Source organism: Capnocytophaga sputigena (assembly GCF_002302495.1).
GTDB lineage: Bacteria > Bacteroidota > Bacteroidia > Flavobacteriales > Flavobacteriaceae > Capnocytophaga > Capnocytophaga sputigena.
Genome location: NZ_CP022379.1, coordinates 2,485,121 through 2,498,073 on the forward strand (window position 1 = coordinate 2,485,121; position 12,953 = coordinate 2,498,073).

General features: G+C 36.7%; 16 protein-coding genes. 4 read left to right on the forward strand and 12 right to left on the reverse strand.

The genetic code is table 11. The features are described from left to right. The first annotated feature begins 234 nt into the window (after positions 1 to 234). Entirely contained in the window at positions 235 to 1,809 is a 1,575-nt protein-coding gene (gene dnaB, locus CGC57_RS11190) for a replicative DNA helicase (RefSeq protein WP_095899192.1), read from the forward strand. Here the strand turns inward: dnaB and CGC57_RS11195 are convergent. Continuing rightward, positions 1,806 to 3,491, reverse strand: coding sequence for a hypothetical protein (locus tag CGC57_RS11195; RefSeq protein WP_232747242.1), 1,686 nt, complete (start codon positions 3,489 to 3,491; stop codon positions 1,806 to 1,808). The two genes, dnaB and CGC57_RS11195, sit on opposite strands and share 4 nt — an antisense overlap. A 52-nt stretch (positions 3,492 to 3,543) precedes the next feature. Between CGC57_RS11195 and CGC57_RS11200 the strand changes: the two genes are divergently transcribed. Further along, positions 3,544 to 5,034, forward strand: a complete 1,491-nt coding sequence (locus CGC57_RS11200) for a GH3 auxin-responsive promoter family protein (protein ID WP_095899194.1) — start codon at positions 3,544 to 3,546, stop codon at positions 5,032 to 5,034. Here the strand turns inward: CGC57_RS11200 and CGC57_RS11205 are convergent. From CGC57_RS11205 to gcvH, 11 genes are all read right to left on the reverse strand, one after another. Continuing rightward, positions 5,021 to 5,464 carry an energy transducer TonB gene (locus tag CGC57_RS11205; RefSeq protein WP_095899195.1) on the reverse strand — a complete coding sequence of 148 codons (444 nt, stop codon included), beginning with the start codon at positions 5,462 to 5,464 and terminating at the stop codon, positions 5,021 to 5,023. The genes CGC57_RS11200 and CGC57_RS11205 overlap by 14 nt on opposite strands. A 15-nt stretch (positions 5,465 to 5,479) precedes the next feature. After that, the gene (locus tag CGC57_RS11210; RefSeq protein ID WP_002677590.1) at positions 5,480 to 5,899 is read right to left on the reverse strand and encodes an energy transducer TonB; all 420 of its coding nucleotides are present in this window, start codon (positions 5,897 to 5,899) and stop codon (positions 5,480 to 5,482) included. Positions 5,900 to 5,907: 8 nt separating this feature from the next. Beyond that, on the reverse strand, positions 5,908 to 6,354 hold the full coding sequence (locus CGC57_RS11215; RefSeq protein WP_095899196.1) for an energy transducer TonB: 447 nt from the start codon (positions 6,352 to 6,354) through the stop codon (positions 5,908 to 5,910). Position 6,355: 1 nt separating this feature from the next. After that, on the reverse strand, positions 6,356 to 6,817 hold the full coding sequence (locus tag CGC57_RS11220) for a TonB family protein (protein ID WP_095899197.1): 462 nt from the start codon (positions 6,815 to 6,817) through the stop codon (positions 6,356 to 6,358). Positions 6,818 to 6,902: 85 nt separating this feature from the next. Beyond that, entirely contained in the window at positions 6,903 to 7,631 is a 729-nt protein-coding gene (locus CGC57_RS11225; protein ID WP_095899198.1) for an energy transducer TonB, read from the reverse strand. 120 nt (positions 7,632 to 7,751) lie between these two features. Beyond that, a complete protein-coding gene (locus CGC57_RS11230; RefSeq protein ID WP_095899199.1) occupies positions 7,752 to 8,186 on the reverse strand; it encodes an energy transducer TonB in 435 nt (144 codons plus the stop codon). Between the two features lie 40 nt (positions 8,187 to 8,226). Next, a complete protein-coding gene (locus CGC57_RS11235) occupies positions 8,227 to 8,652 on the reverse strand; it encodes an energy transducer TonB (protein WP_095899200.1) in 426 nt (141 codons plus the stop codon). A gap of 13 nt (positions 8,653 to 8,665) precedes the next feature. Further along, positions 8,666 to 9,091, reverse strand: a complete 426-nt coding sequence (locus CGC57_RS11240; RefSeq protein ID WP_050772779.1) for an energy transducer TonB — start codon at positions 9,089 to 9,091, stop codon at positions 8,666 to 8,668. 98 nt (positions 9,092 to 9,189) lie between these two features. Then, on the reverse strand, positions 9,190 to 9,921 hold the full coding sequence (locus tag CGC57_RS11245) for an energy transducer TonB (RefSeq protein WP_002677414.1): 732 nt from the start codon (positions 9,919 to 9,921) through the stop codon (positions 9,190 to 9,192). 43 nt (positions 9,922 to 9,964) lie between these two features. After that, positions 9,965 to 10,345, reverse strand: a complete 381-nt coding sequence (locus CGC57_RS11250; protein WP_095899201.1) for a VanZ family protein — start codon at positions 10,343 to 10,345, stop codon at positions 9,965 to 9,967. Continuing rightward, positions 10,338 to 10,718, reverse strand: a complete 381-nt coding sequence (gene gcvH / locus CGC57_RS11255; protein WP_002677366.1) for a glycine cleavage system protein GcvH — start codon at positions 10,716 to 10,718, stop codon at positions 10,338 to 10,340. The genes CGC57_RS11250 and gcvH overlap by 8 nt, the downstream gene beginning before the upstream one ends. A 167-nt stretch (positions 10,719 to 10,885) precedes the next feature. Here gcvH and CGC57_RS11260 point away from each other — a divergent pair, with 167 nt between their 5' ends. Further along, complete coding sequence (locus tag CGC57_RS11260; protein ID WP_095899202.1) at positions 10,886 to 11,902, forward strand: hypothetical protein; 1,017 nt, start codon at positions 10,886 to 10,888, stop codon at positions 11,900 to 11,902. Between the two features lie 81 nt (positions 11,903 to 11,983). Then, on the forward strand, positions 11,984 to 12,937 hold the full coding sequence (locus CGC57_RS11265; protein WP_002677623.1) for an acetyl-CoA carboxylase carboxyltransferase subunit alpha: 954 nt from the start codon (positions 11,984 to 11,986) through the stop codon (positions 12,935 to 12,937). Positions 12,938 to 12,953 lie beyond the last annotated feature (16 nt).

Below are 12,953 nucleotides of genomic sequence, written 5' to 3' on the forward strand. Positions count from 1 at the left end.
GGCGTTTTGCAAACGCCCCCTTAAAAATAAACTCATTTATTTGTGATCTATTTTTGTTTAACTATAAATTGAAAGTATCACAATTTTTATTTTCATCCTCAACACCTTCTATATTTCTAATATACTGACAAATCCACAAATCGTCAAATCAGCAAATTGTTATCAACACCTTATTAACAATCTATGTGAGTAAATAATTACAGTAAGTATCATTCTTTTTTGTACTTTTGCGCTATGAATGAATCTGAAAATATAATAACTCCTGAAATTACACCTCAATACCAGCGTTTTACTCAGCAACAGACGAGTATTGAACGCGGTAAACTCCCCCCGCAAAACCTCAATGCCGAAGAAGTAGTGCTCGGCGCTATGCTCATTGATAAACGCGGTGTTGACAATGCTATCGATATGCTTAGTCCCGATGTGTTCTACAAAAAACAACATCAATTAATTTATCAAGCTATCTTTGAACTTTTCAACCAATCGTTACCTATCGACCTTATCACGGTTTCTGAACAATTGCGCAAAGATGGCAACTTAGAAGCTGCAGGAGGAGAACTTTATCTTATCAACCTCACTCAGCGCGTATCATCGTCTGCCAATGTGGAGTTCCACGCTCAATTGATTTTGCAGACGTTTATCAAACGCCGCTTGATAGAACTTTCATCTGAAATTATAGAAGATGCTTACAACGAAACTATCGATACTTTTGAGCTGCTCGACCAAGCGGAACAAAAACTTTATGAGGTTACCCAAAACAACCTAAAACGCTCTACTGAAACAGCAGGTGATTTGGTGTATAAAGCGGTAAAGAAAATTGAAGAATTGTCTAACAAAACTGATGGATTTAGTGGAGTGCCATCAGGGTTTACAAAATTAGATGAACTCACTTCGGGGTGGCAAGCGAGTGACCTTATTATTGTGGCAGCGCGTCCTGGTATGGGGAAAACAGCCCTCACGCTCTCTATGGCACGCAATATCGCTGTAGGGCAAAAAATTCCAGTGGCTTTCTTCTCTTTGGAAATGTCGTCAGTACAGCTTATTACTCGTTTAATCTCCTCAGAAACAGGACTTTCTTCCGAAAAACTTCGTACTGGTAAATTGGAAGCCTACGAATGGGATGTGCTCAACAACCGCGTGAAAGACCTCGAAAAAGCACCCCTTTTTATAGATGATACGCCTTCTATTTCTATTTTCGACCTTCGAGCTAAAGCACGCCGACTTTCCTCACAATATGGTATTCAGCTAATTGTAATTGATTATTTGCAGCTGATGACTGCTGGAGGTAGCAAAGGAGCTGGTAACCGCGAGCAGGAAATTTCTACCATTTCGCGTAACCTCAAGGCGCTTGCCAAAGAGCTCAACATACCAGTAATTGCGCTTTCACAATTATCGCGTAACGTAGAGGCACGCCCTGGTCATAAACGCCCTCAACTATCCGATTTGCGTGAATCAGGAGCGATTGAACAAGATGCTGATATCGTATCGTTTATCTATCGCCCTGAGTATTACAAAATAATGGAATGGGATGACGAAGCTCAAACGCCTACTGCTGGACAAGCCGAATTTATTGTAGCAAAACACCGTAATGGTGGGTTAGACAATATACGTTTGAAGTTTGAAGGACATTTAGGTAGATTTGCAAATTTAGATGAATATAGTAGCGGTGGATTCTTATCGGCAATACCTCAGGAATTTACTTCTAAAATGAATCAAAATGTAGCTTTTGATGCCGTGCCAATGGCAAATCCTGCTCAGGCTTTTGGTGCTCCTTCCACCACCTCTTCCGAGGACGATATACCTTACTAAAAATACTCTTGGAGGGTGTGAATATCCAAGAACCCTTTTTTGCCATTCTTCTCTATTGCATAAAATGATGTCGAGAGAGGAATGGCTTTGTCGTATTGGGCTGAGGTTTGCGGGTAGAATCCTATTTTGCCGTCCTTGTATAAGTAGATCACATCGTTTTCTTTCTGCTCAATTTTATCGAATACAAAAGGCAATAACTGTTTGCCTTTCATATATTTTATAACAGTAGGGAGCATCCCAAGTATAAATATGGAGCTTCCATCTTTGTCTTTAAAAAAGAAATTGTTGTAGAGATTTTGTATTTCTTCATCTGTATAGTTTGTAGCTTTTGAATAATCGTAGTAAAAAAGTCCTACTTTTCCTTTGCGTTTTACACTGACTAAGTGCGGAAATAAACGTGTTCTTTCCTCTTCTTTTTTATCCCAACTTAAGTAGCTTCTCTCGTAATAGTTTGTTGCATTTATAAAGGCGACCTCCTCTTCAGCATTGCGGTCTATGAGGCGGTATCTCTCATCAGCTACTTCACTACCACTCATCAGAGGAGTATCTTTAAAATCTATATAATGAGTAATCTGCCCCTCAATCGTATCTTTATTGAGGCGATACACCTCCTCGCGAAAACTGAGCCCACAATAACCTCTATAAGCTTTTGGTAATTTTGTAACTTTCTGTCCATCCATATCGTATAGTTCTACTCCTTTTTCAGTAAAAGCTTCTATACCTATGTTGTACAAATAAGCTACTTTCACCCCTTTGAATTTGATAGGTTGATGCTGGTAATTATAAAACTCTAAAGAATTTTTATTCTTGCCAATGACTCCGTATTCATTGTAGTAAATGGTGTCATAGGATTTAGGTAACACTTTGTGGTTAAAGCGATTTACTAACTCATATTGTTTTCCTTGGGGTCGAAGTGTCAAAAACTCATTTACATTCCAATAGTTTACCCATTTGGTATAACGCATCTCTATAGGAGGCAGTTCTTCCATTTTGCTAATGTTTTCTTGCCAACTATAGCGATCTAATGCTGCGATTGTATTTTTTTCTTTCGGAGGAAAATAAATTTTTGAGATATAAGGAGTGTTATCTCTGCTTTTTAAGTCGGAGAGTAAGAAAAAGTATCTTTCTTTACCTGCATCTAAAACGAAATAAGCATAATATTGGAATTCGTAAGATTCCCATCGCGGTAGAGTGTCTTTAACAATATGAGACCACCCCTTCTCGTCTTCAATGATAAGTCTCTCACCCTTATATGCTTTGGTTTCAAATTCTAATTTTCTTTCGCTGGCTACCGAAGTATTGAGCAAACTAAAGCAATGTGTCTTCTGCTTTTTTAGCATCACAGTAGGGTTACCAAAGTTTTTGCCAATCATTTCATCAAGTATAGTAGGGCGCACATCTTTCATTTCAATAAAAGCATCTTTTCGCAAGTCTAAATCATTGTAGCTAAGTTCTTTGTCATCCATTGTCCAATAAGGAGTATAGGCGTAGAAAGTACTATCGGGCAAGGATTCCCTGCGAAAGTTGAGTTGCATCGCTACATAGTTACCGTTCTTCTTTTGGTGATAAAAATGATATTCTTTATCGATAACTGCTATGAGCGAAACATCTTTAGAAGGAAGAATAAATTGCGCTTGTAAGGGCAATATCCCACACAAAACGCATAAAATTAGTGCTTTCATCATATTGAAATTAAAAAAAGTAGTATCTTTGCGGAGTCAAACAGACTTCATTATGATCAAATCATATTTATCCAAAATATTTGCCTCTATCGTTAAAAAAAAGATAGACCGTTGGGCTAAGGCTCCAATAGACACACAACAAAAAGTATTCCAGTTACTTATAGAACAAGCTAAAAATACAGCTTTTGGGCGCGACCACCATTTTGAGGAAATTAAAACCTATCAAGATTTTGTGGCTCGCGTACCTATACGTGATTATGAAGCCTTGCGCCCTTATATCGATAGAGTAGTGGAGGGCGAAAAAGATGTACTTTGGAAAGGCAAACCACTCTATTTTGCCAAAACTTCGGGTACTACCAGCGGGGCGAAGTATATCCCTATTACCAAAGCCTCAATGCCTTTCCATATTCAGGCAGCACGCGATGCGATTTTGTGTTATATACACGAAACTAAAAAAGCCGATTTTGTGGAAGGAAAGATGATTTTCTTGCAAGGAAGTCCTATTTTAGGTGAAAAAAACGGCATCAAAACTGGGCGACTTTCGGGTATAGTAGCGCACTATGTGCCTGCTTATTTGCAGCGCAATCGTATGCCGTCGTACAAAACCAATTGCATAGAAGATTGGGAAACCAAAGTAGAAGCCATTGTTACTGAAACTTTTTCTAAAAATATGACCCTCATCAGCGGGATTCCTTCGTGGGTGCTGATGTACTTCGAGCGGTTATACACGCGTTCAGGTATCAAGATAGGAAAATTGTTTCCTAACTTCAATTTGTTTATTTATGGGGGGGTGAATTTCGAACCTTATCGTCAGCAGTTTGAGCACCTCATTGGTCGCAAAGTGGATAGCATAGAACTCTATCCCGCCAGCGAGGGATTCTTTGCCTATCAAGATAGCCAGAAAGAGAAGGGAATGCTCTTATTGCTCAATTCGGGTATTTTCTACGAGTTTGTAGAAGCCGACACTTTCTTCAGCGATGCCCCCAAACGAGTGGCTTTGCAGGATGTACAACTGGGGGTAAACTATGCGCTCATTATATCTACCAATGCCGGACTTTGGGGCTACAATATAGGCGACACGGTGCAATTTACCTCGTTGGTGCCTTACCGCATAGTAGTTACGGGGCGCATCAAACATTTTATTTCGGCTTTTGGCGAACACGTGATTGGTAAAGAAGTGGAAGAGGCAATGCGTGAGGGCTTAGAGGCTACGGGAGCACGTATCACAGAATTTACGGTTGCTCCTCAGGTGAATCCGGCAGGAGGTGAATTGCCTTATCACGAATGGTTTGTAGAATTTGAGCAAAAACCTACTGATATGAAACGCTTTGCCCAAGTGATAGATGAGGCATTGCAAAAACAGAATATGTATTACTACGACCTTATACAAGGTAAAGTACTCCAACCCCTTAAAATAACCGAAGTCCCTGAAGGTGGTTTTGCCTCTTATATGAAGTCACAAGGCAAACTCGGTGGACAGAACAAAATACAGCGATTAGCAAACGATAGAAGCGTAGTGGAACGATTAGTTAAAAGTGAATAGGATAAGCAAAAATTACTGCTACGGTTTTTCCGTTTTGTTGACCAGCAGTAAGACAAGGCAAACTTTCAATAATGCGTTTGGCTTCATCTTCAAATGCTTTAGGTAATCCAAGACTATTTACTCTCAATACTTTTGAAAAACCATCAGTACCTATACAAAAACTTACAAGTACTCTACCTTGCCCACAAAATTCTATAGGGTAGCACAAATGTGTTGCGATATGTTTGTCAAGCTGTTGTTTAAAACAAAGAAGTTGTTCATTGTTAGCTAAGTTTTTGCATTCTTTAAATATTGGCTTTTTATCTACTATCCCATAAGGAATCGTGTCAAGATTTGATACATCTGAAGCTATTGGTTCTCCACAACGTGCTTGTGAGTAACTTGTTGATGTTACAAAGAAGAATATTGTAAAGGTAATTATTGCTTTCATTGGTATCTTTAGTTTTTAAAATAATTCAAATCGTATAGGCCACAACATTTTTACTACTACAGGTTTCCCATTCTGTTTGGCAGGAATAAAAGGCGGAAGACTTTCAATAATAGATTGTGCGACAACTTCCCAATCTTTATCTGTACTTTTCATTTGAAGTACTTTGGTAGTGCCATCGGGATTGATACAGAAACTCACATTCACCCTTCCTTGAATAAAGCCGCAAGTCCCTTGAGAGGTAATGCTTTTGATGTATTCCCTTATAATTTTATCCATCTGTTCTTTGAAACATTGGATTTCTTGAGTTTTAGCTACCTCTTTACATTCTGCGAATCTCGGTTTTTCCTCTACATTAGCATAGAAAAGAGTATCGGTTTGCGAATAGCTGTTGTAGTAAGTAATTGCAAACAAAAGTATTAGTAATAACTTTTTCATATTTGTTATTAATCGTTTGTTAGCTTGAAATTGATAGGACAGCTAAATTTTACAGCTATAGGTTTGCCGTGCTTTTTACCAGGGATAAGTCGGGGTAAACTCTCAATAACAGATCTTGCTACTGCTTTGAGCTCCTTGTCAGTACTTGTTATTTTGAGAATTTCGACAGTTCCATCAATTTGGACTGTAAAATCTACTACTACTCTGTCTTGTATTCCTTCTTCTAATGCTTTTTTAGGGTAGCAGAAATGCGTTTTGATATGTTTTTCTAATTGTTCTTCAAAGCATTGAAATTGTTTATCCCATCCTAAGTCTTTACAATCCACAAATATAGGTCTTTGTTCATAAATAGAACAAAGCACACTATAATTTGTTTCTTCATCATTATCTTGCTGGGCATAACTATTCGCTATGACAGCAAAACACAATAAGAATACAAAAGTTTTAGCTTTCATTTTAGTTACTCAATTTGAAATTGATAGGATAATTAAAGGTTACTGGCACAGGTTTTCCGCCTTGTTTGCCTGGAATAAAAGTAGGTAGTTTTTCAAAAATCTCTTTGGCAGCAACTTCTAAGAGTTTGCTAATTCCACGAACATCCCTAATGGTTACAGAGCCATTAGAGTTAATTTGAAAACTTACATTTACCCTGCCTTGTATACCTTTGTCAAGCGCTTCTTTAGGGTAATAGAAATACCTAATTATGTGTTTGTTGAGCTGTTCTTTAAAACACTCTGCTTCTTTTTCTTTAGAAACATCTTCACAAGCCATAAATTTAGGTTTCTCTTCTACTACGTGAAAAGGAATAGGGAATTCTTCTTCTTGCACCCCTTTGGCGTTAAAATCGCAACTTACTATTTGTGCATAGCTATAGCCTGCAAAAAGAAAAGTAAATAGTATAAGTATTTTTGTTTTCATTAGGTTTAAAATTGTTTATAAAAATAGTCGTTAGTAATTGGGTGTTAAGGATAACAACACAATACTAACGACTAAGGTTTAAAAATTAATGACTTAATTTGAAATTAATAGGGTAGGCAAAGGTTACAGCAGTAGGTTTGTCGCGCTGTTTGCCTGGAATCAGTTTAGGAATGGAACTGATGATGCGTTTTGCTTCGTCCTCTAATATTCTATCGGTACCACGTACGCCCAAAATGGTGATAGTACCATCGGTATTGATGCGGAAACTCACATTCACACGTCCTTCAATGCCCATATCAAGTGCAGCCTGTGGATATCTGAAGTTGTTTTTCACGTGTTTGTCTAAGTGTTCTTTAAAACAACTCATTTGCTCACTTCTGGACACGTTTTTACATTCTTGGAAAAGAGGTTTATCCTCAATCACTGCAAAAGGCAATTCTATTTTTTCCTCTTCCACATCTGGTACTACTGGAATACTTCCTGGTGCTAAAGGAGTGGGATCACTAGGGTCAGTATTCCCGATAAGTACCTCTTCCACAGGTTTGTCATTCTCTATTACCTCAATTTCCTGAGTAAGTACTGGTGGTGGAGGAGTTTGCTGAGGCATTTCGGGAGTAGGAAGTTCAATTGCTACGGGATCTTCCTCTATCACAGCTTTGTCATTTACAGCATATTGATAGCTGAGGTTGTCTTTATTTTGCATTTTTGCCTCAAATCCCCATAAGGTAAACCCAGAGATAGCGGCAAAACCAATTGCAAAGAACAACCCACTTTGTTTAGCCAAATCGGCTTTAGGGTTCTTTTTAAGTTGCATAATGATTTTTCTTTAAAAGGTTATTAAAATACTATCAACAAAGGTTTAAAAAGCTTTCTAACTGTTTGTTATAAGCTGTAATTCAACAAGTGTGCCAAAATATAAGAGGGTTGAAAATTACTAACCGTGAAGTTCAAAGTTGATAGGATAATTTAGTGTTATTTCTACTGGTTTCCCATCTTTATCTTTGGCAGGAATAAGTATAGGGAGACTATCAATAATACGTTTACTTTCATTTTCTAGAAGTTTATGAGGACCTTTAATACTTATAACACTAATACTCCCATCAGTGCGGATACAAAAAGTTATGTAAACCCTACCTGTTATATGTTCCTTTATAGCTTCTTCAGGATATTCAAAAATTTTTCCTACATGCCTATCTAAGTTTTTTATAAAACAAATATATTGTTCTTTTTTTGACATTTTATCATTTTCACATTCTTTAAATTGGGGAAATGTTACTACTTCAGTAGTTTTTTCTTTTTTATCCTCTGTTTGTGCATAGCTAAAACCTACAAAAAGTAGTGTTAAGAGTATAAGTATATATTTTTTCATTTCAAAAAGATTTGAAAGTTATTATCTAATCAGTTGATAACTATAATTTAAAAAAAATAGGGTAAGCAATAGTTACAGTTATAGGTTTCCCGTTTTGTTTGGCAGGAATAAGTTTAGGCATACTTTCGATAATGCGTTTAGCCTCTTGTTCTAAAAGTTTATCAACACCTCTTAGTCCTATAACTTCTATGTTGCCATCTTTTTTAATGCGAAAAGATACATTTACTCTTCCTTCTATCCCAACCTCTTTAGCATCAGTAGGATATTTTAGTGTGTTTTCTATATGTTTGTTCAGTACTTCTTGAAAACATTTGAAAGTTTCACCTTCAGGAACATCTTTACATTCCTGAAATCTTGGTTTTTGTTCTACTCTGGAGTAGGGTATATCAGTTTCTTCTTCTTTGTTTTGTGCGTAGCTAAAACCTACAAAAAGTAGTGTTAAGAGTATAAGTGTATATTTTTTCATTTTTTGGAGAATTTTAAAAGTTATTGCCTAATAAGTAATTAATAGGGTAAGCAAACATTATAGGGGTAGGAATTCCGTTTTCTTCAGCAGGAATCAATTGTGGAAGTTTTTCAATAAGACGTCTTGCGTTTTCCTCGAAGATTTTATCGGTTGCACTAACATTAATGATTTCAACTTTCCCTTGGGCATTGATACAAAAAGAAACGATAGCTTTCCCTTGTAGTCCTTTTTCTTTAGCTTTTTTAGGATAGATAAAATGTCTTTTCACGAATTTGTTTAATTCTGTTTTAAAGCACAACGCTGCCTCTTCTTCAGTTGCATTTTTACATTTGTCGAATTTAGGGTAACGACTGATAAGATTACCGTCAGGGTCTTTTAATTGAGCATAGCTAACAATAGTGAAGAACATAGCTAAAAGTGTAAAGATTAGATTTTTCATAATGATATGAATGGTGATAGGGGTTGATAAAAGTTGTGTAATTAAAAAAGTCAGTAGTAAGGAGTCCTCACTACTGACTTTATATTTTGTTAATTTAATTAGTTAGAAAGTGTAAAGTTGATAGGGTAAGCAAACGTTACAGGGGTAGGTTTACCGCGTTGTTTACCAGGAATCAATTTAGGTATAGACTTGATGATACGTTTAGCTTCTTCTTCAAGTAATTTATCAGTACCACGAACACCAAGAATAGATACAGTACCATCAGTATTGATACGGAAACTCACATTCACACGTCCTTGGATACCCATTTCAAGAGCAGCTGGTGGATATTTGAAGGTGTTTTTCACGTGTTTGTCCAAGTTCTCTTTGAAGCATTGCATTTGTTTGTCTTTAGGAACGTTTTTGCAAACTTCAAACATTGGTTTATCTTCAATTACAGCAAAAGGCACATCAATAGCAACTTCTTCTTCTTGAGGAGTTTCAATTTTTTGTACAGCTACTACTTCTTCTTTTTTGCTGGTTTCGGTACTAGCGAGAATTTCTTCTTTAATATCAGTTTTGTTATCTACCACTTTCACATCTTCTACAACAGCAGGAGCTGGTGGTGGTGGTGGCGGTGGTGGAGTATCAGGGTGCTCCATTACGAATTGTTCTTGTTCTTCGTCGAGATTTTTGTCGGCATCGGATAAGGTGACTTTATCTGGCCCTTTGTCTTCGCGAGTGTACTCAAAAGCGAAAAGAGATAGTCCAGAAACAAGAGCAAATCCTATTGCAAAGAACAATCCACTGCTTTTAGCCAAGTCGGCTTTTGGATTTTTTTTAGGTTGCATAATGATTTTTCTTTTTAAAGGTTACTAATATAGTTGAAAGAAATTATTTAAATAATTCTTTATATCTTGCTATAAATATTAAAGCAACAATTGTGCCAAATGTATTGAAAAGCATATCTATAGAGTCGGCACTACGAGTAGTGGTGAGCAGCCCTTGTAAAATCTCCATTGTAGCTCCTAATAAAAGGGCAGTAACAAGTGCCCATAGGTATACTTTTTTAATAGGTTGTATCCATCGTGTTTCTTTCCCAAATGAGAGTACAAACAAGGTGGTATAACTAAAATAAAACCCAAAATGCACTATCTTATCAGCATAAGGAATACGCGGAGGTTTGGGCATTTTGTTAGAGGAGATGAGACTCAAGCAGATAACTGCTATGGTACAAATCACCCATAACCAAGAGTATTTATAATTTTTAAGCATTGATAAGGGATTGATAATCACTTGCAGAAAGCAAGTTATCCCACTCTTGTGGTGCGCTAATTTTTATTTGTATCATCCAGCCCTCACCATAAGGGTCAGTATTTACCATTTCAGGTTTTTTAATTAAGGCTTCGTGAAAGGTAAGCACCTCACCACTCATTGGCATAAAGAGGTCTGAAATAGTTTTGATAGCTTCAACAGTACCAAAAATAGTGTCTTTAGCTAATGTACTTCCTACGGTTTCTACTTCAACATATACAATATCACTGAGTTGCTCTTGAGCAAAATCGGTAATACCTACAGTTGCAATATCACCTTCAAGGCGAATCCAAGCGTGATCGGCGGTATATTTCAGTTCAGTAGGGAAAGTCATAGTAAATAATATTTTTTAAAAACGAGCCAAAGGTAAGATGTTTTTTTGAAACTGCCAAATTTTTCTTAAAAAAAGTTTATAAAAAGAAATTGGCTAATTGTTAAATATCGGTTGTTAATTGTTAAATGTCAATTATTTTACTATCTTTGTCCCTAAAAAATAGCGTTATGAAAAACAAAACTCTTATACCACTCATTTTTTTAATGCTTTTTGGTGTAGTTTCTGCTCAAAATAAAGATTTAGTGGGAAGTTATAAAGGTAGAGGAGGAGGTATTTTTCTCTTTCCTAACAAAATATTTGTACTATATGGTTATATGACGATAGTGCCAGGGACTTATGAAGTGCTTCCCGATGGAATAGTACTCTTTAAACCTAAGAAGAGTCCTCTCTTTTTAGTTTATGGCAATCACAACAAAAACTTAAAACCTGATGAGGTACGTATTCGATTTGCCAACTTTGAAGATGGAAAAAATTATCTTCAGTATGAGAACGGCAAAACGTTCTCTGTGTTCAATGAGAATCCTAATTGTTTACCAAGTCGTTACGTACATACATTTAGTAAAAAAGAGATAGGCAATACCCTAACACTTATTGCTGATTTTTCAAATGAGTTGCCTTTGCTAACGCAAGGACTTAAAAATACAGCTCGTTTTACTTTGAATGACAATAATGATTTTCTCATTTGGTATGGCGAGCATTCTCATTATCAACTTGATGGAGCAGGAGCTTTGGTAGAAAAAGAAGGGCATACTTGTTTGATTTTTATCAATGTGGGGACACTTGAACAGAATCAAGAAGCTGTAAGAAGTATTAAAAAGCAAATAAAAAAAATACCTATAGAGGAACTTAGTGAATTCGCCTTTGCTAAAGAAGACGAGGATGAAGTTGATAAAGAGCTGGAAGAAATGCTTCGATTTGATGTATTAAACGATCCTCAAGCAATGTATATGGAGCTTAAAGATGAGACAGTTTCGTCTGATATTGAAGACTCTTTTTTGCAGTATGACGCCTCTAAAAATGTTTATAAAGATCCTTATAACAATATTGAGTATCACAAGTTTAAAATATTAGAACTGCAACAAAGTACTACAGATCTTAAAAAGCTGAAAATAGAGCCTCAAACTATTTTTCACTACGAATGTGAACAACCTTCAAAACGCAGAATATATGGCACCTCAAACTAAAATTGTTACTCGTTCATTGTCAATTGTTAATTAATTTATATCTTTGCCCTCTGAAAATAAACCAAATTAATAGTTAAGTCTATGGAATATTTAGATTTTGAACAGCCAATCAAAGAGTTAGAAGAACAAATGCAAAAGTGTCAAACCATTGGAGATGAGAGTGATGTGGATATGACCGACGCTTGCAAAAAAATAGAAAAGAAGCTCAACCAAGTAAAAAAAGAGATTTATGGTAACCTTACGGCTTGGCAAAGGGTGCAAATCTCTCGACACCTTGAGCGTCCTTATACTTTGGATTATATTAAGGCGCTTGCAGGAGATACATTCTTAGAATTGCACGGTGATCGTACTGTAAAAGACGACAAGGCAATGATAGGAGGTTTTGGCAAAATAGATAATCAAAGTTTCTTATTCATTGGTCAACAAAAAGGATCAAATACTAAGATGCGCCAATATCGCAATTTTGGTATGGCTAACCCTGAGGGATATCGCAAAGCCCTCCGTTTGATGAAACAAGCCGAGAAATTTAATATTCCTGTAGTGTGTTTTGTAGATACCCCAGGTGCTTTCCCTGGTATTGAAGCCGAAGAACGCGGACAAGGGGAAGCTATTGCTCGTAATCTTTTGGAAATGGCTCGGCTCAAAGTACCTACGATTGTGTTTATCATAGGTGAAGGAGCTTCAGGAGGAGCATTGGGTATCGGTATTGGTGATAAGGTATATATGCTTGAAAACACGTGGTATTCAGTAATTTCACCAGAATCTTGTTCTTCTATTTTATGGCGTAGTTGGGAGTATAAAAAAGAGGCTGCCGAAGCTCTCAAACTCACCGCTCCCGATATGAAAAAACTCAAACTCATTGATGAAATCATCAAAGAACCTCTTGGAGGGGCACATCACGATCGCGAAATGATGTTCAATACCGTGCGCAAGGTGATTCTCGACGCCTATAAAGAACTCAAAAAACTTCCTGCCGACCGCTTAGTTGAAAAGCGTATGAACAAATACCTCAATATGGGAGTGTATAAAGAGTAGTATCAATCATTGAACA